At 64.1% G+C, this 24,306-nt stretch carries 23 protein-coding genes; 4 read left to right on the top strand and 19 right to left on the bottom strand.

Annotation, left to right across the window (positions count from 1 at the left end; all coding sequences use genetic code 11):
* The first annotated feature begins 74 nt into the window (after positions 1-74).
* The gene (locus E3T39_RS01370) at positions 75-1,169 is read left to right on the top strand and encodes a GNAT family N-acetyltransferase (protein WP_134512978.1); all 1,095 of its coding nucleotides are present in this window, start codon (positions 75-77) and stop codon (positions 1,167-1,169) included.
* 51 nt (positions 1,170-1,220) lie between these two features.
* On the top strand, positions 1,221-2,138 hold the full coding sequence (locus E3T39_RS01365) for a hypothetical protein (RefSeq protein ID WP_134512977.1): 918 nt from the start codon (positions 1,221-1,223) through the stop codon (positions 2,136-2,138).
* Positions 2,139-2,160: 22 nt separating this feature from the next.
* Here E3T39_RS01365 and E3T39_RS01360 read toward each other — a convergent pair whose 3' ends face one another.
* From E3T39_RS01360 to E3T39_RS01315, 10 genes are all read right to left on the bottom strand, one after another.
* Positions 2,161-2,649, bottom strand: coding sequence for a GNAT family N-acetyltransferase (locus E3T39_RS01360; RefSeq protein WP_134512976.1), 489 nt, complete (start codon positions 2,647-2,649; stop codon positions 2,161-2,163).
* A gap of 222 nt (positions 2,650-2,871) precedes the next feature.
* The gene (gene mutM / locus E3T39_RS01355; RefSeq protein ID WP_134512975.1) at positions 2,872-3,783 is read right to left on the bottom strand and encodes a bifunctional DNA-formamidopyrimidine glycosylase/DNA-(apurinic or apyrimidinic site) lyase; all 912 of its coding nucleotides are present in this window, start codon (positions 3,781-3,783) and stop codon (positions 2,872-2,874) included.
* A 10-nt stretch (positions 3,784-3,793) separates the two neighbouring features.
* On the bottom strand, positions 3,794-4,486 hold the full coding sequence (gene rnc / locus E3T39_RS01350; RefSeq protein WP_134512974.1) for a ribonuclease III: 693 nt from the start codon (positions 4,484-4,486) through the stop codon (positions 3,794-3,796).
* Between the two features lie 47 nt (positions 4,487-4,533).
* Positions 4,534-4,737, bottom strand: a complete 204-nt coding sequence (rpmF, locus tag E3T39_RS01345) for a 50S ribosomal protein L32 (RefSeq protein ID WP_092108959.1) — start codon at positions 4,735-4,737, stop codon at positions 4,534-4,536.
* A gap of 2 nt (positions 4,738-4,739) precedes the next feature.
* Complete coding sequence (locus tag E3T39_RS01340) at positions 4,740-5,312, bottom strand: YceD family protein (protein WP_241979442.1); 573 nt, start codon at positions 5,310-5,312, stop codon at positions 4,740-4,742.
* A gap of 37 nt (positions 5,313-5,349) precedes the next feature.
* A complete protein-coding gene (locus tag E3T39_RS01335) occupies positions 5,350-7,749 on the bottom strand; it encodes a transglutaminase TgpA family protein (RefSeq protein ID WP_134512973.1) in 2,400 nt (799 codons plus the stop codon).
* On the bottom strand, positions 7,742-9,109 hold the full coding sequence (locus E3T39_RS01330; protein WP_166784007.1) for a DUF58 domain-containing protein: 1,368 nt from the start codon (positions 9,107-9,109) through the stop codon (positions 7,742-7,744). The genes E3T39_RS01335 and E3T39_RS01330 overlap by 8 nt, the downstream gene beginning before the upstream one ends.
* Positions 9,110-9,123: 14 nt before the next feature.
* Positions 9,124-10,245, bottom strand: a complete 1,122-nt coding sequence (locus E3T39_RS01325; RefSeq protein WP_134512971.1) for an AAA family ATPase — start codon at positions 10,243-10,245, stop codon at positions 9,124-9,126.
* Entirely contained in the window at positions 10,242-10,730 is a 489-nt protein-coding gene (gene coaD, locus E3T39_RS01320; protein WP_134512970.1) for a pantetheine-phosphate adenylyltransferase, read from the bottom strand. The genes E3T39_RS01325 and coaD overlap by 4 nt, the downstream gene beginning before the upstream one ends.
* Before the next feature lie 65 nt (positions 10,731-10,795).
* Positions 10,796-13,036 (bottom strand): ATP-dependent DNA helicase RecG, encoded by a 2,241-nt coding sequence (locus E3T39_RS01315; RefSeq protein WP_134512969.1) that lies wholly within the window; start codon positions 13,034-13,036, stop codon positions 10,796-10,798.
* Between the two features lie 123 nt (positions 13,037-13,159).
* Between E3T39_RS01315 and rsmD the strand changes: the two genes are divergently transcribed.
* Positions 13,160-13,741, top strand: coding sequence for a 16S rRNA (guanine(966)-N(2))-methyltransferase RsmD (gene rsmD, locus E3T39_RS01310; protein WP_134512968.1), 582 nt, complete (start codon positions 13,160-13,162; stop codon positions 13,739-13,741).
* Between the two features lie 42 nt (positions 13,742-13,783).
* Here the strand turns inward: rsmD and thiL are convergent, their stop codons facing one another.
* On the bottom strand, positions 13,784-14,818 hold the full coding sequence (thiL, locus tag E3T39_RS01305) for a thiamine-phosphate kinase (RefSeq protein ID WP_134512967.1): 1,035 nt from the start codon (positions 14,816-14,818) through the stop codon (positions 13,784-13,786).
* 24 nt (positions 14,819-14,842) lie between these two features.
* On the opposite strand from thiL, the gene E3T39_RS01300 reads away from it, so the two are divergent.
* Entirely contained in the window at positions 14,843-15,367 is a 525-nt protein-coding gene (locus E3T39_RS01300; RefSeq protein ID WP_134512966.1) for a DUF3515 family protein, read from the top strand.
* Positions 15,368-15,550: 183 nt separating this feature from the next.
* On the opposite strand, the gene E3T39_RS01295 is transcribed toward E3T39_RS01300, so the two are convergent.
* From E3T39_RS01295 to E3T39_RS01260, 8 genes are all read right to left on the bottom strand, one after another.
* Entirely contained in the window at positions 15,551-16,648 is a 1,098-nt protein-coding gene (locus tag E3T39_RS01295; protein ID WP_134512965.1) for a D-alanine--D-alanine ligase family protein, read from the bottom strand.
* Positions 16,548-17,651, bottom strand: a complete 1,104-nt coding sequence (locus tag E3T39_RS01290; RefSeq protein WP_134512964.1) for an NAD(P)H-dependent glycerol-3-phosphate dehydrogenase — start codon at positions 17,649-17,651, stop codon at positions 16,548-16,550. Before E3T39_RS01290 ends, E3T39_RS01295 begins: the two co-directional genes overlap by 101 nt.
* A gap of 37 nt (positions 17,652-17,688) precedes the next feature.
* Positions 17,689-18,429, bottom strand: a complete 741-nt coding sequence (locus E3T39_RS01285; RefSeq protein WP_420898131.1) for a lysophospholipid acyltransferase family protein — start codon at positions 18,427-18,429, stop codon at positions 17,689-17,691.
* A gap of 64 nt (positions 18,430-18,493) precedes the next feature.
* The gene (gene murA, locus E3T39_RS01280; protein WP_241979474.1) at positions 18,494-19,801 is read right to left on the bottom strand and encodes a UDP-N-acetylglucosamine 1-carboxyvinyltransferase; all 1,308 of its coding nucleotides are present in this window, start codon (positions 19,799-19,801) and stop codon (positions 18,494-18,496) included.
* 169 nt (positions 19,802-19,970) lie between these two features.
* Positions 19,971-20,597 (bottom strand): 3-isopropylmalate dehydratase small subunit, encoded by a 627-nt coding sequence (gene leuD, locus E3T39_RS01275; protein ID WP_134512963.1) that lies wholly within the window; start codon positions 20,595-20,597, stop codon positions 19,971-19,973.
* Between the two features lie 2 nt (positions 20,598-20,599).
* On the bottom strand, positions 20,600-22,060 hold the full coding sequence (leuC, locus tag E3T39_RS01270; protein WP_134512962.1) for a 3-isopropylmalate dehydratase large subunit: 1,461 nt from the start codon (positions 22,058-22,060) through the stop codon (positions 20,600-20,602).
* 164 nt (positions 22,061-22,224) lie between these two features.
* Entirely contained in the window at positions 22,225-23,016 is a 792-nt protein-coding gene (locus E3T39_RS01265) for a PP2C family protein-serine/threonine phosphatase (protein ID WP_134512961.1), read from the bottom strand.
* Positions 23,017-23,053: 37 nt separating this feature from the next.
* Complete coding sequence (locus tag E3T39_RS01260; protein WP_134512960.1) at positions 23,054-24,079, bottom strand: TerC family protein; 1,026 nt, start codon at positions 24,077-24,079, stop codon at positions 23,054-23,056.
* Positions 24,080-24,306 lie beyond the last annotated feature (227 nt).

The raw sequence follows: 24,306 nt of genomic DNA, 5'->3' as shown, positions 1-24,306 counted from the left end.
GTTCCTGAGGGCTTCGAGCGAAATTGTCCGCGGTTGTGCACGCGGTACCCGCGCACGGACTACTCTGGCGCAGCATGAGCGACTTCTCGATCGACGAACTCGTCATTCCCGCGACCCCACGTGCGCCCGGCTGGCCCTCCTGGGAGGCCGTCGCCGCGCTGCGCAACGTCGTCGAAGCCGAAGGTTTTGGCACGGACGACCTGGAGTACTCGGCGGCCGAGCTGCTGCCGGGGTGGCTCAACACCACATATGATCCCAAGCGCATGTTCGTGGCCCGGGTCGACGGCACCGTAGTGGCCCGCGCCACCTACGAAACCCTGCTCGACCAGGGCGATAACCATGCCTGGCTGGGCGTGCAGGTGCTGCCGGCCTGGCGGAGGCACGGCATCGGCACGGCCCTCGCCGACCGGGTCGAGGCCCTGGCCGCGACCGAAAACCGGCAGGAACTCATCGTCTACACGGTCTCGGCGGAAGCCGCTGGCAAACGTTTGGCCGCCCCGACAGGCTTCGGTTCGGTTCCGCGCGACAACCCCGAGGTACGTTTTCTATTCGCCCGCGGTTATCGCCTCGAGCAGGTGGAGCGCGGTAGCCGGCTCCCCCTGCCCGCCGACGACAGCGTGATGCACCGCTTCCGAGCGGATGCCGCGGCGCAGGCCGGCCGCGACTACACGGTGCACTGCTGGAGTGGGGGAACTCCCCCACACTGGCGCGCCGACCTCGCACTCCTCTTTACCCGCATGAGCACCGATGCCCCAACGGCCGGCCTCGAGGAGCCGGAAGACGTCTGGACCGCCGAGCGGCTGGTCAACGAAGAGACCTCCCGAGCTGCCAGCCCGCGGCGCATGCTCACCGCGGCAGCCCTGCACGAGCCCAGCGGTCACCTCGTCGCCTTCACCCAGCTGTCGGTTCCGGCCGAATCCAACCGGTCCGTTGGTCAGGAAGACACCCTCGTGCTGCGGGAACACCGCGGCCACCGCCTCGGCATGCTGCTGAAAAGCGCGAATCTGGAGTATCTTGCGCAGGAGAGCCCCGGGCATCCGTCGGTCACAACCTTTAACGCCGAAGAGAACCGACACATGCTCGACGTCAACGAGGCGCTCGGCTTCGTGCCGATGGGCTACGAGGGCGCCTGGAAACGCGTCGTGCCACGTAGCGGCCCATCTAAATAGGGGTTAGGCACTCACCTGCTAGCCTTGCGGTTTCAAACTGAGGGGGTTCTGGTGAGCGTGCTTACACGGATGAAAGCGATAGGTCCGGTGTCATACCTGGTCGTCGGGATGCTCGCGGCGATGGTCGGGCTGCTGCCCTGGCTGGTCACCGGGATGCACCTTCCCATACAGAACCTATGGGCCAGCAACACCTTGCCGGAGGACATGCCGATCGCCCTGCTGCCATTTAGCCAGTACACGATCACCCTCATTGTCGCGGTGGTCGTGACCGGGTCAGCGCTCGCCGGCGGCCTCGCCCGGGTCACGCGTGCACAGCACCCCCGGTTCGCACTGGCCGCGATCATTGTCGGCGTGCTTCTCGTGCAGGTCGTTGCCATCGTGCAGACCGCCGTCACGGTCGCCACCGGACTCGCGGAGAGTCCGGCCGCGAAGGTATACCTGTTCGCTCTGACCGCCGGAACACTGGCCGCCAGCCTGATCGGACTGCTCATCCTTATGCTCATCGCCCGAGCGCCTGCAGCCGGCGCGGTGGTGGCCGTGAGCCTGGCCGCCGTGGCCTTTAGCGCCTGGCTCAACGGACTCATCGCGCATCCGCTGAGCTTTGAGACAACCGAAACGACCAGGGCCCTGCTGAGCGCAGCCCGGTGGGTTCCGGCCGTGATCGTGGGGCTCGCCGTGGCTTGGTGCGGCCTGACAACAATTGGTCGGGTGGCCGGGGCGATCGTCAGTTTTCTTGCCCTCTGGATCGGACCGACGCTGTTCACAGCCGTGAGCGCAGCAGCGGGAACTCGTGTGCTCGCCGCCTATCCGGCCGAGATGCTCGATTATGGTGCGCAGGTATTCGTCAGCGCCCTGGGTGTGAAGGGCGGATCACTGTCGCTTCTGGTTCCCGCAGTCATCGTGATGGTTCTCGGTCTGGCTGTGCGCTGGGCACTGCGGCGTCGGCGTCTCCAGGCTGCCCTGGCCTGACGCCCAAGGTACATCGTTCAGCTCACGTCTCCCTGCGACGCCCGAACTCGTAGCAGACCGATTCGTGAGATCGGGAAACCTCCGTGAACCCTGCCTTTTCGAGGACCCGTTGAGATGCATAGTTTTCGAGGTCAGTGTCTGCATTGACCTGCACTGCACCATTCTGCAGTGCACACCGAATCGCAGCGCGGAGTGCTTCCGTGGCGAGTCCGTGTCCCCGAACGGCCTCCACGAGTCCGTAACCGATTTCAACCAAACCCTCCGCGTCGGGAGGGCCAAAAAACCCGATGCCGCCCACGGCTACGTCGCCGTCGTTGATTCGGACTGAATAAAGCGTGAAGATTGACTCACTCCGGCCGGATTCGGCGAGGGCTCTCAGCGGATCCAGTTCATCGTCCAGCGGATAGTCCGCATGCCAGACGTCGTCGGGTTCATGCTCTCGGTCAACAATGCGCTGCGCCTCGAACGGCGTCAGGGAATGCAGCGTCAATCGATCTGTAACAATATCCATGACTGAAGAATGACAGACCCCAGTCCGGATGCCTCCCTAAGCGGGACGCTGCGGTCGCGGGGGCTGCGCCGCTGCGCGGGAGGCGCAACTCACGCGCACTGGCGCAAGTCCAACGCGACGCCCTCGACCGGATGCCGTGCACTGGCGCAGGTTCTGCGAAAGGATGGGGCCGGATCGGCTCGGCCACAGGGCGGTAAACGTCCGACAACCACCGATCAGTGACTACCGCAGCCGCTGGCAGCGCGGACAGAAGTGCGAGCCGCGGTTCATGAACTGTTCGCGCACGATCAGGGTGCCGCAACGGGAGCACGGAGTTCCCTGCCGTCCGTAGGCTTCGAGGCTGTGCGCAAAATAGCCGGACTGCCCGTTCACGTTCACGTACTGGGCGTCGAAGCTGGTGCCGCCCTCGGCCAGAGCACGCTCCAGAATGGTGCGCACGGCCGTGAGCAAGGTAGTGGCCTTCGTGCGTGACAGCGATGCAGCCGGCTGCTCGTAGTGGATGCGCGCGGCGAACAGCGCTTCGTCCGCGTAGATATTGCCGATGCCGCTGATCAGGTTCTGGTCGAGCAGGGCCCGTTTGATGCCGGTGTTCTTGCGCGAGAGGGCCGCGAAGAAAGCGTTCGAAGAAAACGACGGGTCGATCGGGTCGCGGGCAATGTGCGCGACCTGCGATGGAATGCGGTGCTGCCAGGCGGCATCCACTGGCGCTATCCCGGAATAGCCGCCCGGCAGCCCGTCGCTGGTGGCGACCATGGTGTCAACGGCCATGCTTCCGAAGATGCGTTGGTCGACGAAATTGACCCACAGTTCGCCGTGGGTCGGGTGCTCCAGCGTCAAGCGGATGCGCAACAGGCGATCATCGGTCGCCCCCGGAGCCCGCAGCAGCACCTGGCCGCTCATACCGAGGTGAATGACGAGTGCCCGGTCACTGTCGAGCGGCAGCCACAAAAACTTGCCGCGGCGCACCGCCGCGAGAATTCGCCGCCCAATGAGTTGATCAATGAACGCCCCGCCGCGAGGAGCGTGCCGGCGCAGGGAGCGTACATCGAAGACCTCGACCCCGGTGAGCGCTGCATCGGTAACGGCCGGCTGAAGACCGGAACGAACGACCTCGACCTCGGGCAGTTCCGGCATTTCGTGAGACTTAGAGCGCGCTGAGCTGGTCGATGGCCTCGCGTGCCGCGGCCATTTCAGCGAACTTCTTGCTCGGTCCTACTCCCTGAGCGGTCACGGCGGAACCGATCGCTACGGTCGCGACAAAAATCTTCGAGTGATCAGGGCCGCTCGATTCAAGCGTGTAGACGGGAACGCCCACGCCAATGCTCGCAGCGAGCTCTTGCAGGCTCGTTTTCGGGTCCATCGACACACCGAAGTGGCCGGGTTCAGCCAACAGTGGCTCGATCAGGCGCAGCACGAATGCGGTGGCGACTTCGCCACCGGCATCCAGAAAGGTCGCCCCGATGAGCGCCTCAACGGTGTCGGCCAGAATCGACGCTTTATCGCGCCCGCCGGTGAGAATCTCACCGCGACCAAGGCGAATGTAATCGCCGAGTTCGAGACCGCGGGCGATCTGGGCGAGGGCGGCCGTGGATACCAGGCTGGCCCGGCGTTTGGCGAGATGACCCTCGTCGAGGTCGGGGTAGGTGCGGTAGAGCATCACAGTGACGGCCTGGCCCAGAATCGAGTCGCCGAGAAATTCGAGGCGCTCGTTCGTGGGAATACCGCCGTTTTCGTACGCAAAAGACCGGTGGGTCAGAGCAAGCTCCAGAATCACCGGTTCAATCTGCACTCCGAGGGTCGCCAACAGGGGCGACCGCTCGGCATTCACGCTCTTCATCTGTCTACCTTCATCGACCGAGTTCCGGTCTCTTCAGAAGGGGGGACTTAGATGTCGGCGACTTTACGGCCCTTGTATTCCATGAACAACGGGGTGCCGGTGGAGTCGGTGACAACCTTGGCGCGGTGCGGCAGGCTGTAGACGACCTTGCCGCCCTCCATGGTCTTCACGAGCGTGGGAGGCGTGGCCTTCCACTGCGCGCGACGCGAGTGGGTGTTGGAACGCGACATCTTGCGCTTCGGAACTGCCATGACTACTTCTCTTCTCTGCTGTCTGAAACATGGATGTCCGCACCCATGTCTTTGTCTGTGGAAGCCGTAAACCCCGCAAGCGCTGACCACCGGGGATCGTAGCTCTCGTCGGAAACGAGTTCGGGCAGTTCGGCAAGCGGCTGTCCGGTCTCACTGTCAAGACCTGGGCAATCCCGCCGACATACCGGCTGGAACGGAAGTGCTAACACTACCGCGTCCCGGATCAAAGATTCCAAATCGACATGGTCGTCTAGAATCTCAAACTCGAAGGCTTCCTCCTGAGGATAACCGAAAAGCTCGGCAAACTGAACTCGAACCGGCAGGTCGATGTCTTTCAGGCACCGGCCGCACTCGCCGAGCGCTCGCGCATACACCTCGATGCTGACCAGGATTCCCTCGTGCATCGCCTCGAGCCGCAGCTCGGTCGACAGAATCGAACCGGCTTTCACCGCTACGAGGCCAGCACCGAGGTCGTCGGGAACCACAATGTCGAGGTGGCGTTCGTGCATGGTACCCGGGCGGTTGATAAGGTCACGCACGTCGACCGTATACGGAGTCTTCTTGAACTTAGTCACGGTCGTAAATTGTACGCGTTCTGGGTGAGTGCTCTGTTCAGGGGGCGATCGTGCGGGCCCGTCGCTCTCCGCGCAGCACCGCAGCCAGAGTGGCGAACAGTGAGGTAGGAGCGAATATTGCCCGAAAACGGATGCCGAGACTCGCGCCGCTGTGCATCCCGCGCAAGGCCAGGGTCAAGTCGTCGGCGAGGGTGTCCGAGGACGCCTGCGACCGGTCGAACCGCGAGCGTTCGAACGCCAGAAGCACCCGTTCGAGCGCTTCCATCGCCGTGGGATCCACGGCGCGGAGGCTTTTCAGGCGGCCAGCGAAGGCCCGGGGAGTTTCGGTCACCGGCACCGGTATGCCGTGATCGAGGCTGGTGTGCTGCAGCTCGGTCCAGGCGAGGCCCGCCCCGGCTCTTCCGGAGCGAATGCGGCGCACCCGCGAACCACGCAGCATCCGTCTGGCTGCCGCCGGCAGGAGTATCACGAGCAGTCCCAGCGTACTGAGTCCGAGGATTCCGAGCAGGTTGCTGGACTCGACCGTCTGCGTTGCGGCTCCACGTTCCAGGGCGGTATCGTCCTCTAACCGGTCCGGGCTGAGAGCGGGAGCTCCCGTGGCGCCGGCCCCACCTGGTGCTGCATTGGGTGTGTCGGCAACTGCTGCCCGCTCGTAGTTGGGTACGGTGCCCCGGCCGGGCGTCGGCTCGAATTTCACCCAGCCGATGCCGACGAAGTACAACTCCGGCCAGGCGTGCAGGTCATGGGAGTCCACGTTGTACTGCCCCAGTCCCTGCTCGCGATCCTGCGATTTAACCCCGGGCAGATAGCCGAGGGAGACCCTCGAAGGGATACCGAGCGTGCGCGCCATCGCGGCCATGGTGGAGGCGAAATGCACGCAGTAGCCTCGTTTTTCCTGCAGGAACATTCCAATCACCCCAACTCCGCCACCGTCGTAACCGTCTTCAACGGGCGCCTCGGTGTCGTAACTGAAGGCGCTGCTCCGTAAATAGTTCTGAATTGCCACAGCAGCGTCGTAGTTCGACGTTGTGGCTGCCGTCACCTCTCGTGCTGTCTCCTCGATGATCGACGGCGGTTCGACCGGGAGTTGTAGATTGCCCACGACGCTCGCTGGATAGTCGCTGCTCGCCTGTCGCAGTTGCTCGGCGGTGGGTTTCAATTCCAATGACGACACCGTGTATTCCTGACCGAGGGCGTTCGCCGAGACGCTCGCGATCGCGCGGGTACGGCTGTCCCAATACCAGCGACCGGTCAAACCCTCGATGCTGCTTGCACGTGCCGGCGCGGGCAGCCAGTGGCTGTTGACGCCATCGATGACGATCGACGTCGACGCTTCCACCGTCTCCACATCTGCATCGAGCCCAAACGGCTTCTGAATAGCGTCGACGGTATTGCGCACGTCTGCCCCATCGACGCGGGCCGTCCAGGTCAACCCGATGATCTCGTCAAGAGTAAGTAGGGTGAAATAGGGCTGCTCCGTGCCGGTCGACGTGTAGTGAAATGCCGCGCCGGCCTTGGGCCGACGCAGGTCCTGTCCGAGATTGATCATGGGGCTCACCCCACTGCCAAACAACAACCCACCGGGCCGTGCCGTCACGAGTCCCCCGGCAGTGAAAGCCGGGGCGACCGTGCTCAACAGCAGGGCACCCACGATTGTCAGGGATCCCACCAGAACTGCGCCGCCCATCGGCCCACGGCCGCGCGGCCGCTCCGACCGGTCAATCTGAGGCACGCGTGGCCCCATCGCACGATGCGTGGCCGCCCGGGCACGACGACCAGAAACATCGACCCGCAGCAGCAGCAGGAACGCAACTGCCGCGGCCACGAGCGCGGCAGTATCAGCCCCCTCGTCGAGGATGAAGCCCGGTACGAGAAGCGGCACGAGTGCGCCCGCTGCACCGATGGCGGGCCAGCGCAGAGTCACCGCTAGCAAATCCATGAGAATCGCGATCAGTCCGGTGCCGCCGGCCAGCAGAAAGAGGATGCCGAGGGTCACCTCGGCCGGCGTGCTCTGCTGCACGATCGAGGCACCTCCGGCGTCGATCAGCCCGGTGAAAATACTGACGGTTTGCGGCGTCGGAATGAGCCAGAACAGGCCGGTCCCGCCACCGAACAGCAGCGTCATCGTGCCGACCAGCACCGCGCTGTTCGCCACCGGAACAATCAGGCGTGGCAATCCAAGTCGGCGAAACACCGCCGCGCCCAGCAATACGGCGCACCCGACTGCCGCACAGACCCACCACCAGGCGGTGCCGCGCAGCAGAGGTCCGAGCGCGGAACAGGAAACGAGCAGCAACAACAACAGGCTGAGTGCGAGCGGCCAAGACGCGACCGTGCGCCCGCCACGGCGACCGCGGGGCGTCTGAGGCGGGCGTACCGGGCGCACCGCCGAAAGGAAATCCGAGTTCGGAGTCAGTTTGGTGGCCAACTTAGTCATGGTCGGCTCCTCGCTCCCCGCTCACGTCGTTCCACACGTCTTCCAGGTCATCGGCGCCAGCGAGCTCCACACAGCGCCAACCAGCGGCCTGCAGGCGTTCGCGGGCTCGAGCCCCCACCGTGCGCTGCACCAACGCTATGGCGGGCTCACAGTGACGCACGAGGGCGACGAGGTCATCGACATCCCCATCGGATACGGTCACGAGCATCGCGAATGTCGGAAGTGACAGCTGCGCGTTACGCAGGGCGGCACGTACCGGTGCTCGGCGCTCGGCGGAAAGTCGAGCGCTGCGGGTAGGCCACGGCACCGGCACCACACTGGCGAGGGCTTCCAGCAGTGCGCGATCGCCGCCGGGAGCACGAAAAGTAGCGGGCACGTCGCCGTGCATCCCGCCCAGGATCTGTTCGTCGCCCGGCAGCAGTTGGCTTGCGCCCAGCTCGATCACCTCGAGACGGTAACCGGCGTCGAGCAAATGCACACCAACGGACGCCGCCAGCTCGATCTCCAGTTCAAAACCGGTCACGAGATGCGGTGAAACGTGCCCGGCGCCAAGCCCCGCCGCGCCGGCCAGAGACGTGTCGAGCACGATTCGGGCCTCCGGATTACTGCGCTGCTCCTCCTGCCGCACCATGATTTCCCCGTGCCGGGCGGTGGCCGGCCAGTTCACTCGGCGCAGGGCGTCACCCGTGCGGTATTCGCGGGCGATGAGTTCGTCGGAGGTGGGGGTGGTCTGGCGCAACAGCTCTCGGATCGAACCGTCGTTGTTGGACTGGGCGACGCCGCTGCCTGGCAGCGGCGTCACGCGCGGCGTCACGATCAAGTCGTGGGGCGAACCAGCGTGTCGGTCGCTGTGCGCGAGGCCGAACGGGTCATGACGTGACACACGGAGCGGGCCGACCTCGTAGACGCCGCGGTTGCGCGGCACGACGGAGTATTCGAGGCGCACTGTGTCGCCGGTCATGCCGTTCCGGCTCACGAGGGGAAGGATGGCCGCCGATGGCGCCTCAAGGCCGGGTGACGGGATGTCGGCCCACCAGGCATTGCTGAGCGGTGTCGTCGAGAGGTTGCGCAACTGCAGCGAAATCACACTCTCACCGCCGACCGACACGATCGGCGGCCGAAAAACCCTGCTGACCTCGACTCGGGCGGGGCGGAGCGAAACGTAACCGGCTGCCACAAGCGGCGCAATGATCAAGAGGCTGGCCACAAACATCATGTCACGGCTGTTGACCAGCACAGCGCTGGCGAACAGCACAACTCCGGCCGCCAGAACAACCCAGCCTCGCAGGGTGAGACGCGTGGCAAATCGGGCCGCCAGCCGCGTGTACCAGTCGGCATTCGCCGGCCCAGAATCTCTCACCCCAGGCGCCATGACTACGACGCTCCGGTAGAACCAACGGGCCGCGTCGAAACGGCGTGCACGGACGGCACCGACGGGGACGGCGCCGATTCGAACGACTCTGATGGAAACTGATCGGATGCCGCAACGCCGACCGGCACCGGTGTGTCAGCGAGGATTCGACGCACGATATCCGCGATCACCGGGCCGCTGTCCTGGTGGTGGTGACCCAACGCCCGACTGGTGGGGACCAGCCGATGGCCGAGAACGGCCACGGCGAGCGAGTCGATATCGTCCGGCAGCACGTAGTCCCGACCGTTCAATGCCGCCTGGGCTTTCGCGGCACGGATGAGCTGGAGCGTCGCTCTCGGGCTGGCACCGAGACGCAGGTCACGATCGTCGCGGGTGGCGCGCACCAGGTTGACCGCGTACTCCTTGACCGCCCCTGAGGCGAAAACTGCACGTGCTGTGAGCATCATGTCACGCAGGGTCTCCTCCGATACCACGGCCGAGATCAGTGCGAGCGGGCTGTTGGTGTCGCGCGAATCGAGCATCGCGAGCTCCGAGTCGGAGTCGGGGTAGCCCATGGAGATGCGGGCCATGAACCGGTCCCGTTGCGCCTCAGGGAGGGCGTAGGTCCCCTCCATCTCGATCGGGTTTTGAGTCGCGATAACCGTGAACGGCAGGGCCAGTGGGTAGGTGGTACCGTCAACGGTGACCTGGCGCTCCTCCATCGATTCCAGAAGCGCCGACTGGGTTTTCGGACTCGCCCGGTTGATCTCGTCACCGATGACGATGTTGGCGAAGACCGGGCCAGGTTTGAATTCGAACCGGCGCTCGGCCTGATTGAACACGGACACCCCGGTCACGTCGGAGGGCAGCAGGTCGGGGGTGAATTGAATTCGCCCGACCGTGCAGTCTACGGAGCGGGCGAGAGCCTTGGCCAGCATGGTCTTGCCCACACCGGGAACGTCCTCAATGAGCAGGTGACCCTCGGCCAGCAGAACAGTCAGTGCTATCTGCACGGCCTCGTGCTTGCCATCAATGACCGTCTCGACGTTGCGCATGATCGCACGCCCCGCATCTTGCAACTCGCGCAGATTGCCGCCCGACACGGCCTGTGCCGGCGGGGAGGAGCGAGTCGGATCGAGCTTCATACCCGCGACCGCTCCAGATACTCCGCAACGGCTCGCGGCACATACGGCGAGACGTCGCCGCCCAGGCCGGCGACCTGGCGCACCAGAGAGCTGGAGACATGGGCGTTGGCCGGATCGGGCAGCAAAAAGACTGTCTCGACCGCGGCCAGATTGCGATTGACGATAGCCATCGGCGTCTCATAGGCTACATCGACCTGCGAGCGGATGCCCTTGACCAGCACGCTTGCACCGACGTCCATGCAGTAGTCCACGAGCAATCCCATGCTCCAGCTGGCGACCACGATATTGGTGGGCAGCCCGGCCTCTGTGATGGCCTGTTCCAGGAGCGCGACACGCTGACTGATGGGCAGCAGGGCCGATTTGTCGGGGTTGTGCACCACGAGAACATGAAGCTCGTCGAACAGGCCGGCCGCGCGATCGATCACGTCCAAGTGGCCCAGGGTGACGGGGTCAAATGATCCAGGGACAACGGCGATCCTGCGCATAATCACACCCTACTGCCACACACTGACGGAGCGCTGCCCGATGCATCCGCTTTGCGTCGACATAGTCAGCCTTTGTTGAGCCAGGTGCGTTCGGAATCATTCAGGCGGCGGGCGATCGCATCACGCAGCGCCGGGTTGGTGCGGATGCCCGGATCCCCCGTGACCAGATGGTAGGCCGCTTGTCGAGCCTCGGCGATCATGTCGCCGTCGACCGCTACCCGCAGAAAGCGCAGTTTCGAGCCATCACCGGATTGCACGTCACCGAGCACGTTTCCCTCCCGGCGCAGGGCGAGGTCGAGTTCAGCGAGCACGAAGCCATCGAGCGTCGCGGCGACATCACCGATGCGCTGTCGGGCCGGGGACCCAGCGCGGGATTTAGTAACCAGCAGGCACAGCCCTGGCACTCCACCACGCCCGACCCGGCCGCGCAACTGGTGTAGCTGCGAGACACCGAATCGGTCTGCGTCGAGCACGACCATGGCTGAGGCGTTCGGAACGTCGACACCGACCTCGATGACGGTCGTGGCGACGAGAACATCGATCTCACCGGCGGCAAAGGAGCGCATAATGCGGTCTTTCTCGTCGCTCGTCATGCGCCCGTGCAGTGCCTCGAGGCGATACGGCGCCAGGGACCCGACTCCGCGCATTCCCTCAAGGACTTCTTCAACGTTGAACAGCGGGCGCGGATCGTCTCCCGGCGGCGGCGCGATATCGGCCTCGTCTTCGATTTCTGCCGGAGAAATCGCCGGACACACGACGAAACCTTGACGCCCCAGGGCAAGTTCCTGCGCCAAACTCGCCCAAACGCGCCCGAACAGGGCCCCGTTGTCACCCATGGGAACAACAACACTGCGAATTCCCTGGCGCCCGGCCGGCAGTATGCGAATGGTGCTCACGTCAAGGTCGCCGAAGACGGTCATGGCGATGGTGCGTGGAATCGGCGTTGCCGTCATGACGAGAACGTGCGGAGGCTCGGCCCCCTTGAGCCGCAGTGTTTCGCGCTGGTCGACGCCGAACCGGTGCTGCTCATCGATTACGATCAGACCGAGGTCGAAAAAGGTCACGGTATCGCTGAGCAAGGCGTGCGTGCCGATCACAATGCGCGATTGGCCAGAGACCGTGCGCAGCAGGGCCTTGCGTTTCTGCGCCACCGGCAGTTTTCCGGTCAACAAGGTCGGCATCAGTTCGGCCGCGAGATCCGGGCCGAGCAGGGTCGTGATCGACCGCAGGTGTTGCCCGGCGAGCACCTCGGTCGGTGCCAGCAAGGCGGTCTGGCCGCCGCTGTCGGCCACGGCGAGCATGGCCCGCAGGGCAACCACGGTCTTGCCCGAGCCAACCTCGCCCTGCAACAGCCGATTCATCGGGCCGGACCTGGCCATGTCGGCGGCGATTTCGACCGCGCAAATTTCTTGATCGACCGTCAGCACGAACGGCAGCGCTGCGTCAAAGCGTTCGAGGTAGCCGCCGGGCGTTGGTACTCGGGGTTGGGTACGGCGTTCCCGCGCGAGACTGTGCCGCTGCATAAGGGCGCACTGCAGCACCCAGGCCTCGGTGAATCGCAGTGTGTCTTGGGCGGCCATCCACTGTTCTGGATCGTCGGGGCTGTGAATCCAGCGGATGGCCTGGGTGTGGTCGAGCAGGCTGTGTTCGACCCGCAGGTCTTGGGGAACAGGGTCGGGCAGGGTGCCGAGACGCCGGAGTACCTGGTCGATCATAGTCTGCAGGTTCCAACTGGTTTCGGAGGCCGTAGCCGCATAAATTGGGATGAGCGGCTTGTGCTTCAACCGCAGGGCAGGGTCGTCGCGCGCTTCTTCTTCTTCGCTTTCAAAGGTCTTGTAGGACGGGTTTGCCAGTTGACTCTGCCCCTGATACATGCGCACCTTGCCGGAGAAGCTGCCGCGCAGGCCGGGTCGCAGCTGGTCAAGACGCCACTGCTGGCTGTTCTTGCCGAAAAATGTGAGGGTGAACTGACCTCCCCCGTCGGAGATGACCACCTCCACGATCGTGCCCTGCCGGGATGACATGCGCTTTTCGTGCGCAGAGATGATGTCGGCGATGACAGTGATGTTGGCGCCGGGCGTGAGCTGGTTGAGGGGCCGGAGTACTTCGCGGTCCGCATAGTCGCGCGGGTAATGGCTGAGCAGATCGTTGACGGTAAGAAATCCAAAGGCCTTCCCGAGCGCCGTCGCTTGAGGTGCGCTCAGGGCCTTTTTCAAGGGGGTGTCGAGCGTCAGCGGCTCGAGTTGGGGTGCCGGAAGGGCAACGCCATCGAATCCGGGGCCACTGGCAGCGCTCGAACCGGTCATGTTTCCATCGTAAACCGGGCCACTGACATGGTGTTGTGACCGAGCCACCACACCCAACGCCGCCGTCGCCGCTGGTTTTTCTGCGCAGAGCGTTCTTTGCGGGGCGGCTAGGCTCGGAGGGTTATGACGCGAATTATTACCGGGTTTGCCGGCTCCCTCTCCCTGGCTGTTCCGAAGTCGGGTACGCGGCCAACCAGTGATCGGGTGCGCGAGGCCATCTTTTCGGCGCTCGACTCACGGGATGCTCTGCACGGCATGCGGGTGTTGGATCTGTATGCGGGATCGGGAGCTTTGGGGCTTGAGGCCGCCAGTCGCGGTGCACGTGTAGTGACGCTCGTCGAGAACAGCTTCGGTGCGGCGGCCATGTGTCGCAGGAACGCCGAGGCCGTGCAAAGATCAGCGCCGAAGGGCACTGACCTGAAGATTACCGTCTCCTCGCAGGCGGTTCAGTCGTTCTTGGCCGCTACCAAGGAGGGCTTCGACGTGGTGTTCATCGACCCGCCGTACGACCTCAGCGAGATTGAACTCGGGCACAATTTGAGTGCGCTGGCTCCCCTGATGGCCGCTGACGCGCTCGTGGTGCTTGAGCGCAGCTCCCGCTCGCCCGAGCCGGAGTGGGGCCAGGGGCTCGAACTCGAACGTCGCAAAGACTACGGCGACACGACCGTTTGGTATGCCGCCCCCACCGAGCAGCTGGCGCCGTAGTACTCTCGGCGCACACCACTGCACGTGCTGCATCCGGTCCACCTAGCCGGCTGCGCCGTCCCAGCCACGATACGGATCCCAGCCACCCTGGTCGTGTGGGGCACCGTCGACGGTGATGGTGCCCCAACTCGAACCGGATACCGCGACGACCGTGCCGAGGCGGCGAAAGTCGGGCGGCAGAACAGTGTCGGGTGCAAAGGTGGCAAGGAGCCCATGGTCTTCCCCGCCTCCGAGGGCGACTTCGATCCGCTCCCCCAGGCAGCGAGAGTCGAAGTCGATACCCACGCCGCTGGCCCGCGCGATGCGTCCGGCATCGATGGCCAGTCCATCGGAGACGTCAAGCATGGCTGTGGCTCCGCCGAGCGCTGCAATCGGGCCGCTGGCAATCGGGGGCACGGGGGTGAGCTGGGCGGCCACTTCGGTGGGATGCGTGAGTTTGAGTGCGTTGGCCCTGGCACGGTCGGGTACTCCATTGGAATCGACGCCCAGACGGAACAGCAGTTCGAGGCCGATTCCAGCGTCGCCAAGCCGTCCGGAGAGCGCCACCGTGTCCCCCGGTCGCGCCCCCGACCGAAGAACGGGAGCGCGCCCCTCGAGGTCGCCGAAGGCAGTCACAGCCAGGGTGAGGGCGTCTGAAGCCGACAGATCGCCGCCGACCACCCCGCAGCCGGGAGCAAGGGCCTCGCAGCAGTCGCGCAGCCCGTCGACGAGGCCCTCAAGCACCGAAACCGGCGTCGACGGCGGCGCAGCGATCGCCACGACCAAAGCTGTCGGGCGAGCGCCCATCGCGGCCACGTCGGAAAGATTGGTAGCGGCGGCCTTCCAGCCGAGGTCGTGCGGCGACGACCACGCGAGGCGAAAATCGGGTCCCTGTATCATCATGTCGGTCGTCACGACGAACCGCCCGTCAGGTGCCGAGATGACCGCCGCATCGTCGCCCGGGCCGAGAAGTTGGGCCGAAGCCGTCGGTAGACGAGGAAAGATCCGCGCCAGCACGGCCCCCTCGCTGAGGTCGGCGAGAGTTTCGGTGGCGTCGGAGTGCGGAAGTGAAAGCGGGGCATCCGCAGCAGTGGTCATGTTAGAAACGGTAGCCTGAATACGATGTCTCACCCATTCCTGTTCCTGTGCACCGCTCCCCTTCGTTCCGTCGCCGTCGCCACAGTGCTGGCGACCTCACTGTTGCTGGTCGGCTGCGCCACTGCCGTACCGCTGACCCCGGCCGCCGACGCCACCAACGTGGCGTGCGCCAACGTGATCGTGCACCTGCCGTCCACCGTCGCCGATCAGGCGTCCCGGGAGACGAACGCTCAGGCAACGGGCGCCTGGGGCGACCCGGCCGCTGTGTTGCTGCACTGTGGTGTTTCGGTTCCGGCTCCCACGACGCTGCCATGCCTGAATATCAATGGCATCGACTGGATCGAAGACGACGCCGACGCCCCGACCTACCGCTACACGACGTATGGGCGCGACCCGGCCATCGAAATCGTGATCGACTCCGAAGCGGTGAGCGGCTCGACGGCGCTCATCGACGTCGCCAACGCGGTCGCGTATGTGCCCGCCACCGGTTTCTGCGTCGGCGCAGAGGACGTGCAGCTGCCCACCGACGGGGCTACGACCGCCCCGTAGGAGCTGGGCCCCCGCGCGCTCTGTAGCGACTGGTGCGGCCACGCGGGAGTTGCGCCGCTACGCGGGAGGCGAAACTCCCGCGTAGTGGCGCAGGTCCAGCGTTGCGCGCGGCGCTGGAGTTCTGACCAGACTCTAACTCCCGCGCAGCTCGAGCGAAAACTGGCAGAGGGCGTCGCCGAAGGGTCAGGAGCCGTGACGGGCGTGGGCGATGGCCACAGAGATGAGTTCGTCGATCAGCTCGGGGTAGGTATAGCCGCTGGCCAGCCAGCAGGTCGGAAACATCGAGATGCTCGTGAACCCGGGCATGGTGTTGATTTCGTTGATCACCCAGCCGGTCGCCGTCAGGAAGAAATCAACCCGAGCCAGGCCAGCCCCGCCGATTGCCTCGAAAGCCGCTATGGCCAAACGCTGTACCTCTGTCAATTCTGCCGCTGACAGCGGCGCGGGGCAGACCAGCTCCACTCCCGGCGCATCAAGATACTTCGCGGCAAAGTCGTAGAAGTCACGGCCAGTCACGACGACCTCGCCGGCTACGGAGGCGCGGGTCGATTCCCCCGGGCGTCCCTGCAGCACCGCAACCTCGAGTTCTCGTCCGACGAGGCCGGATTCGATGAGTACCTTATTATCTTCGGCAAGACCGACCGCCATGGCCTCGGCCAGCTGGTCCGGTGTCCCCACCCGGCTGACGCCGACACTCGACCCGGCACGGGCCGGCTTCACGAAGGCGGGCAGGCCGAGTTGCTCGAGGGCGGCGTAGCCCATGCCGGGGGCCTGCGCCCAGTCATCCGCTGTCAGGGTGCGCCACGGCGCCACTGGCAGGGCGGCTTGCTGAAAGACGGTTTTGGCGAAGTGCTTGTCCATCCCCAGAGCGGATGCGAGAACTCCCGACCCGACATACGGCAGGTCGAGCAGGTCGAGCATGCCCTGAATGGTGCCGTCCTCGCCGAACGGTCCATGCAAAATCGGGAATATGAGGTCTACCGAACCGAGGGATCGCTCACCGGATGTGTCGATAACGGTCAGTTCCCGGCTCGATGCGCTCTGCGGCCAGCGCACCCGGGTGCCATTGTCGGCGACAACGGGCAACGCCTGCGCGTTGAGGACGAACTTGGCTGGGTCGTTGTCTTCAAGGACATACGCGCCGTCGCGGGTGATTCCGACCGGGATGACGGTATAGCGTTCAGGGTCGAGGGCTGCCAGCACTCCGCCCGCCGTGGCGCAGCTGATCGAGTGTTCGCTGGAACGCCCTCCAAAGAGAAGCACCACCGTGAGCTTGTCCATCGTCAAGTGTCCTTTCGCCCTGCGGTTCGCTGGAGTCAGTCGTGAGGTGCGGCGCAATGTCGCGGGGATTGAGTGTGCCGTCGAGCACCTGGCGGACCTGTTCGACGATCGGCATATCGACGCCCTTGGCGCGGGCCAGTTCGAGAACGGGTTTGACCGAGGCGAGGCCTTCGGTAGTCTGCTGCATCTGCTTGACAACGTCGTTGATGCTATAGCCCTGGCCGAGTAACCGGCCCGCTGTGTTGTTGCGCGACAGGGGCGACTGGCAAGTGGCGATGAGGTCGCCGAGGCCGGCCAGGCCGGCCAGCGTCTCGGGCTGAGCACCATAGGCGACGGCAAAGTCAGTCATTTCGACCAAGCCGCGAGTGATGATCGAGGCCTTGGTGTTCTCGCCGTAGCCGACGCCGTCAACGATGCCGATGGCGACCGCAATAAGGTTTTTCAGCACGCCGCCGAACTCGGTGCCGATGACATCCGTGTTCACGTAAGACCGAAAGTAGCGGTTGGTGGCCAGTTTGGCCACGGCCTGCGCGGTATCGAGGCTCGAGGACGAGACGACGGCCCCTGTGGGCTGTTCCTTGGCTATTTCGAGCGCGAGGTTGGGTCCGCTGATCGCCGCGATGCGCGCGGGGTCGATGCGCAGCACCTCTTCGATTACCGTGCTCATGCGCATACCAGTCGACCGTTCGACGCCCTTCATGAGCGAGACGATAATCGCGTTCCCGGCCAGGTAGGGCTCGACCTGCTTCAAGTTTTCGCGCAGGGACTGGCTCGGAACCGAGACGAAGACCATTTCGGCGCCGGCAAGAGCCAGGTCGAGACGGCTCGTGGCGCGCAGGCCAACGGGTAGGTTCACGCCGGGCAGGTAGTCGCTGTTGCGGCGCGCTTCGGAGATTTCCCGGGCCAATTCGGGGCGGCGGGCCCACAGGACGACGTCGGCGCCGCCATCCGTCAAAATTTTGGCGAAGGTCGTTCCCCAACTGCCCGCGCCGAGAACGGCCACCCGGGTGCCTGGTTGAATCTTCGGCAGCTGAGGGGTTCTAGGCTTCAAAACGACCGGTCTCTCTCTGATTGTGCTCCGCCGGGTTCCACCTCTTGGCCGGGGCTTTCTCGCCGCGCAGGTCTTCAAGCAGCGCGGTGATGGCCAGCATCACGACGGCGGTCGCCTCGTTAAGCGTCGCCGTGTCGAGGCTCCGCCCGCGAAACTGGGCGAGGTCGATCGGGTCGCCGATCTTCACGGTGATGGTTTTGCGTGGAAACAGGCTGATCTTCTTGGAATACCGTTCCATCAGGTGCTGGCTACCCCAGTGGGCGGCCGGCACAATGGGAATCCCCTGCTCGAGCGCGATGCGAACGGCTCCGGTCTTGCCGCGCATCGGCCACAGGTCAGGGTCGCGGGTGAGTGACCCTTCCGGGTACACCACGACGATCTGACCCTTTTCGGCCAAACGCTGGGCGGCCTTGACCGGCTCACTCCCGCGCACCGAACCGCCGCGCTGCACCGGAATCTGGCCCGATTTGCGCAGCACCGCGCCGATGATGGGAATCTCGAAAACGGATGCCTTCGCCAGGAATCGCGGCAACCGCCCCAGCTTCCAGGCGACGACTCCCATCACCACGGGGTCGATCTCGCTGTAGTGGTTGGGTGAGAATACGAACGCGCCGCTGCGCGGAAACTTGTGAGCGTCGATGATCTCGTACCGTGCGGCCAGATTCATGACCGGCAGGATCAGCCCGGCGAGGATCCAGAAGGCGCTCGGCCTGCTCTTCTCCGAACGAATTCGGGTCGGCGGCACGGATGACTCGGAAATTACGGGCACGTCGTTATTTTCAGGCACGCGCCTATTATCCTTCGAGATCGAAGTCCGCCCCCAAAAGCCGCAGCTTGCCGATGAAGTTCTCGTACCCGCGGCTGATGATTCCCACGTTGCTGACCGTCGAAGTACCTTCGGCCGAAAGCGCCGCGATCAGGTGGCTGAACCCGCCGCGCAGGTCGGGCACGATGATGTCGGCGCCGCGCAGCTTCGTCGGGCCGGTAATGACGGCCGAGTGATTGAAATTGCGCTGGCCAAACCGGCACGTGTGCCCACCAAGGCATTCCTTGTGAATTTGAATGGTCGCGCCCATCTCAACGAGCGCGTCGACGAAGCCGAACCGCTGCTCGTACACCGTTTCGTGCACGATCGACGTTCCGTGCGCCTTGGTCAGAGCGATGACGAGCGGCTGCTGCCAGTCCGTCATGAAGCCGGGGTGAACGCCCGTTTCGATAATGACGGGCTTGAGGTCGCCACCGGGGTGATAAAAGCGGATCCCGTCGTCGCAGATATCAAAGGCGCCACCGACCTTGCGGAAGACGTTGAGGAAGGTGATCATCTCAGCCTGCCGGGCACCACCGACGAAGATGTCGCCGTCGGTGGCGAGGGCAGCGGCAGCCCAGCTGGCGGCCTCGTTGCGGTCGAACAGGGCACGGTGGTTGTAACCCACCAAGCGCGCGACGCCCTCGATGCGGATCACCCGATCAGTATCGACCGTGATGATGGCACCCATCTTCTGCAGAATGTTAATGAGATCCATGATCTCAGGCTCGATCGCCGCGCCCTTGAGCTCGGTGAGACCCTCGGCCCTCACCGCGGTGAGCAGCACCTGCTCGGTCGCGCCCACGCTCGGGTACGGCAGTTCAAGCTTGGCGCCCTTGAGACCATTCGGCGCAGACATACGGATGCCGTTGGGCTGCTTTTCGACGACGGCGCCAAACTTGCGCAGCACCTCGAGGTGAAAGTCGATCGGCCGGTCTCCGATACGGCAGCCGCCGAGGTCGGGAATGAAGGCTTCGCCGAGCCGGTGCAACAGCGGACCGCAGAACAAAATGGGGATGCGCGAGGACCCCGCGTGGGCGTCGATCGCGGCGAAGTGCGCACTTTCCACGTCGACCGGGTCAAGCACGAGGGTTCCAGGCTCGTCACCCTCGGTTACCTTGACGCCGTGCACCTCGAGCAGACCGCGAACGATCCGAACATCGCTGATGTTCGGAACGTCCTTGAGAACGCTCGGGGTTTCACCGAGCAGTGCCGCGACCATGGCCTTGGTGACAAGGTTCTTCGCCCCCTTCACCTCGATGCGACCGACCAGCGGAATACCGCCGCGGATGGTGATTTTGTCGGCGGTGAGACCAACGGATGCCCCGTGGTTCTGAGCACTCCCGCGCTCGTTCGCATCGTCGTGCTGCCTGGCATCGTTCAAATTCTTCGCCTCTTGATCACGCCGTGCTTCGCTGAGAGTGCTCACAAAATACCTGTCCTAATGCAAATTGGTGCAATACAAATTACTGCAAATTGACGCGGGCCGAATCTGCGGAGAGCGCCGGAAGGGTGCGGGGCAACCACGACTCTCGCGTCCCTTCAAATTCCTCGATCCGCGCTTCGTCACGCAGAGTCAGCCCGATGTCATCGAGACCTTCGAGCAGCCGCCATCTAGTGTAATCGTCGATTTCGAAATTCACGGTCAGATCCCCGACACGCACTGTTTTACTCACCAGATCCACGGTCAACTCCACCCCGGGGGCGCACTCGACCAGGTTCCACAGGGTTTCGGCATCCGCCTCACTGATCTGGCCGGCGAGCAAGCCCTGTTTGCCGGAGTTTCCGCGAAAGATGTCGCCGAACCGGGGGCTGAGTACCACGTCGAAGCCGTAGTCGCGCAGCGCCCAGACAGCGTGTTCGCGCGATGAGCCAATTCCGAAGTCCGCCCCGGCGATGAGCACGCGACCGCCCTGGTACTCCTTCTTATTGATGACGAAGTCCGGGTCGAGGCGCCAGGCCGCGAACAACGCGTCTTCAAAGCCGGTGCGCGTGACGCGCTTGAGATGCACGGCTGGAATGATCTGGTCGGTATCGACGTTGGAACGGCGCAGCGGCACCGCGATGCCGGTGACGGTGGTGAATTTCTGCATGGTTACTGGTCTCCAGCCTGGTCGAGATCCCACGGGCTACTGAGCGTGCCGCGAATGGCCGTGGCGGCAGCGACGAGCGGCGACACCAAGTGGGTACGCCCGCCCTTTCCCTGACGTCCTTCAAAGTTGCGGTTACTGGTCGACGCGCAGCGTTCGCCGGGTTCCAGCTGGTCTGGGTTCATGCCGAGGCACATCGAACAGCCGGCGAAGCGCCATTCGGCTCCGAAGTCGAGGAAGATCTGGTCGAGTCCCTCTGCTTCAGCCTCGATGCGCACCCGGGCAGAGCCGGGAACAACCATCATGCGCAAGCCCTCGGCTTTGGTTTTGCCCTTGATGATCTCGGCGGCGGCGCGCAGGTCTTCGACCCGGCTGTTGGTGCACGAGCCCAGAAAAACGGTATCGACTCGAATCTCCTTCATGGGAGTTCCCGCCGCAAGGTCCATGTATTCCAGGGCCCGCTCGGCCGCCGAGCGCTCGTTGGCATCGACGATTTCGGCGGGGTTGGGAACCGATCCGCTCAGGGACACGCCCTGGCCGGGGTTGGTGCCCCAGGTAACGAACGGTTCGAGACCGTTCGCATCGATGATGACCTCGGCGTCGTAGGCAGCGCCCTCGTCGGTGGCGAGGGTCTCCCAGTAGGCGACGGCGGCGTCCCAGTCGGCACCGCGGGGCGCGTGGGCACGGCCGTTAAGGTAGTCGTAGGTGACCTGGTCGGGGGCGACCATACCGGCGCGGGCACCGGCCTCGATCGACATGTTGCAGATAGTCATGCGCCCCTCCATGGAGAGTGCGCGAATAGCCTCACCACGGTATTCAAGCACGTAGCCGGCTCCCCCGCCGGTTCCAATTTTGGCAATCACGGCGAGAATGATGTCTTTCGCGGTTACCCCGGCGCGCAACGTTCCGTTGACCGTGATGGCCATGGTCTTGAACGGGTTCAACGGCAGAGTCTGCGTGGCCATAACGTGCTCGACCTCGCTTGTGCCGATACCGAGCGCCATGGCGCCGAACGCACCGTGGGTAGACGTATGCGAGTCTCCGCACACCACGGTGATTCCGGGCTGGGTCAGGCCGAGCTGCGGGCCGACGACGTGCACGATGCCCTGTTCGATGTCACCGAGCGAGTGCAGGCGTACACCGTACTCGGCGCAGTTGCGGCGCAGGGTCTCGATCTGGGTGCGGCTGGTGAGGTCGGCGATGGGCTTGTCGATGGCCAGCGTTGGCGTGTTGTGATCCTCGGTCGCGATGGTCAGATCGGGCCGACGCAGAGGCCGATTGGCCAGGCGCAGGCCGTCGAAGGCTTGCGGGCTGGTGACCTCGTGCAGCAGGTGCAGATCGATATAGATCAGGTCAGGCGTGCCATCCTCACCCTTGGTGACGAGGTGCTTATCCCAGACCTTCTCTGCGAGGGTACGAAGGCCAGTGCCGGAGCGTTTTGGCAGAGTGGGTATTACGTTGGTCATTTTGAGCGTCTTCCTCACGAATCGATGGCAGCCACGCTGAACGCCGCGACGAGGGAGGCCTCAGGACAGGGACTCGTCGCGGCACAGAAGAAGTCGGCTCAGCACCATGGCTTCAGGGTAACACCTCGCCCAGTCACTCGGCTCGCGAACGCTTGCTCGGACGTTCAGTCGAACGCCGACTCCAGGTAGACGACACTCACGTTGTCGTGGCCTCCATGCTCGATGGCGTGGTCAACGAGAATGTCGGCGACGCTGCGCCCCGCGGCATCCAGGCGGATGTCCATGGCCAGGACCCCCGCGATCGCCGCGTCGTCGAGTTCTTTGGTCAGCCCGTCGGAGCAGATCAAAAAGGACTGGTGGGCCAGGGCCGGTAGCAGCCAGACGTCGGCATCGACAAACTCCTCGGCGCCGATCGCTCGGGTGATGACGTTGCGCTCTGGATGTTTCTCGGCGTCGTCGACCGAAATCAGGCCAGCGTCGACCATCTCCTGCACTGCGGAATGGTCAACGGACAACTGGGCCAAAACACCGTCGGTCCAGGTGTAGACGCGGGAATCGCCGACGTTGAAGGCCATCCAGTGGTAGCCGCCGGAATCGCCGGCGTCGACGAAGGCGATGCCGGCGAGGGTGGTTCCCGACACTGCGGTGCCGTAGTCATCGGCTCCGCTCAGATCGCGTACGGCGTCGTTCGACGAGTGGATGGCATCGAGGATGCGCTCCGGCGTCGAGGGCAGATCGCGCGCGATGTGCTCGTCGAACACCCGAAGTACCGTCTGGCTGGCGACCTCACCCTGGGCGTGGCCGCCCATGCCGTCGGCTACGAGGAACACTGGGGACTGCGCGAAAACGCTATCCTCGTTGATCTTGCGCACGCTGCCGACATCGGTGCGCACGCTGAAAGAGAGGCGGGCGACAGCGGTGGAAAGTTCAATCCTGCTCTGCTGCTGCAGAGTCATGAGAGCTCCCCGCTCGCCGACGCCCGGCCTCGATCTGTCATTCGTTGACGTTTACCGAAATCTCTTCGGCCAGCGTGTGGCCACGCTTTTTGGCATCGTGACCAGCCTTGATCAGGCTCGCCACTGTTGCCACGGCCATACTGCCGATGATTACGCCAAGCGAGGTCCAGGTGCCGATCTCGGGTGCCCAGAGCATGGGATCTCCACCATTGATGAAGGGGACTTCGTTGGTGTGCATCGCGTGCAGCACGAGCTTGACGCCGATGAAGCCGAGAATGACCGCGATGCCGTACTTGAGGTATTCAAGACGTTCGAGCAGTCCGCCGAGTAGAAAGTACAACTGGCGCAGGCCCATGAGGGCGAAGATATTGGCCGTGAACACGATGAAGGGACTCGTCGTGATGCCGAAGATCGCTGGAATGGAATCGAGGGCGAAGATGAGGTCGGTGGTGCCGATCGCGATGAACACGATCAGCATCGGCGTGAAGATCTTCTTGCCGTCGACCAGCGTGCGCACCTTGGAGCCATCGAATTCTGACGAGATTCGAATGCGGCGGCGGAGCAGACGGATGACGCCGTTCTCTTTTTCTTCCGTTTCTGCCTCAGAGGAGAACGCCTGCTTCACGGCGGTATAGAACAGGAACGCGCCGAAGATGTAGAAGATCCAGGCGTAGCTTTCGATCAGTTGGGCGCCGAGCAGAATGAAGATACCGCGCAGCACGAGAGCGATGATGATACCCACCATCAGCACTTCCTGCTGGTATTTTCGCGGCACGGAGAACCGGGCCATGATGATGACGAAGACAAACAGGTTATCGATGGACAGGCTGTACTCGGTCAGCCAGCCCGCGAGAAATTGACCGGCATGTTCAGCGTCACCGAGAACCAGCATCAAGAGGGCGAAAATGAGCGCGAGCCCAACGTAGAACGCCACCCAGAGTCCGGCCTCGCGCATGCTCGGAACGTGCGGGCGCTTATAGACGATGAGCAGGTCGGCGACCAGAATAAGGGTCAAAACGACCAAAGATCCAGCTTCGAACCAAAGAGGCAGGGCGAGTTCCACGAGGGCCTTTCAAAAATGAGGGGGTCGGGTATAGCAGAACCCGAAAGTCTCTCCCGCACCGATAGCGTCCAAACGGAACCAATCGATACCACCGCGACCGGGGCCCCGCCAGCGCGGCCCGTATTGACGATCGCGACATAGAACCCGATTGGGCCCAGAGGGATACTCCCCTTCGCTTGCAGAATTCTATCAGTGCGGCGGCCTCGCTCGCACCCGGTCGGAAGAGC

The sequence above is a fragment of the Cryobacterium suzukii genome (genome assembly GCF_004403185.1).
Classification (GTDB): domain Bacteria; phylum Actinomycetota; class Actinomycetes; order Actinomycetales; family Microbacteriaceae; genus Cryobacterium; species Cryobacterium suzukii.
This window is presented reverse-complemented; position numbering and strand designations above follow the sequence as displayed.

Bases quoted from the DNA above. Each gene is read 5' to 3' on its own strand.
- rpmF (WP_092108959.1), bottom strand. From the start codon at position 4,737: ATGGCAGTTCCGAAGCGCAAGATGTCGCGTTCCAACACCCACTCGCGT.
- E3T39_RS01335 (WP_134512973.1), bottom strand. From the start codon at position 7,749: ATGACTAAGTTGGCCACCAAACTGACTCCGAACTCGGATTTCCTTTCG.
- E3T39_RS01360 (WP_134512976.1), bottom strand. From the start codon at position 2,649: ATGGATATTGTTACAGATCGATTGACGCTGCATTCCCTGACGCCGTTC.
- rsmD (WP_134512968.1), top strand. From the start codon at position 13,160: ATGACGCGAATTATTACCGGGTTTGCCGGCTCCCTCTCCCTGGCTGTT.
- E3T39_RS01295 (WP_134512965.1), bottom strand. From the start codon at position 16,648: ATGGACAAGCTCACGGTGGTGCTTCTCTTTGGAGGGCGTTCCAGCGAA.
- leuD (WP_134512963.1), bottom strand. From the start codon at position 20,597: ATGCAGAAATTCACCACCGTCACCGGCATCGCGGTGCCGCTGCGCCGT.
- E3T39_RS01265 (WP_134512961.1), bottom strand. From the start codon at position 23,016: ATGACTCTGCAGCAGCAGAGCAGGATTGAACTTTCCACCGCTGTCGCC.
- E3T39_RS01370 (WP_134512978.1), top strand. From the start codon at position 75: ATGAGCGACTTCTCGATCGACGAACTCGTCATTCCCGCGACCCCACGT.
- leuC (WP_134512962.1), bottom strand. From the start codon at position 22,060: ATGACCAACGTAATACCCACTCTGCCAAAACGCTCCGGCACTGGCCTT.
- coaD (WP_134512970.1), bottom strand. From the start codon at position 10,730: ATGCGCAGGATCGCCGTTGTCCCTGGATCATTTGACCCCGTCACCCTG.
- E3T39_RS01315 (WP_134512969.1), bottom strand. From the start codon at position 13,036: ATGACCGGTTCGAGCGCTGCCAGTGGCCCCGGATTCGATGGCGTTGCC.
- E3T39_RS01325 (WP_134512971.1), bottom strand. From the start codon at position 10,245: ATGAAGCTCGATCCGACTCGCTCCTCCCCGCCGGCACAGGCCGTGTCG.
- rnc (WP_134512974.1), bottom strand. From the start codon at position 4,486: ATGAAGAGCGTGAATGCCGAGCGGTCGCCCCTGTTGGCGACCCTCGGA.
- thiL (WP_134512967.1), bottom strand. From the start codon at position 14,818: ATGACCACTGCTGCGGATGCCCCGCTTTCACTTCCGCACTCCGACGCC.
- E3T39_RS01300 (WP_134512966.1), top strand. From the start codon at position 14,843: ATGTCTCACCCATTCCTGTTCCTGTGCACCGCTCCCCTTCGTTCCGTC.
- mutM (WP_134512975.1), bottom strand. From the start codon at position 3,783: ATGCCGGAACTGCCCGAGGTCGAGGTCGTTCGTTCCGGTCTTCAGCCG.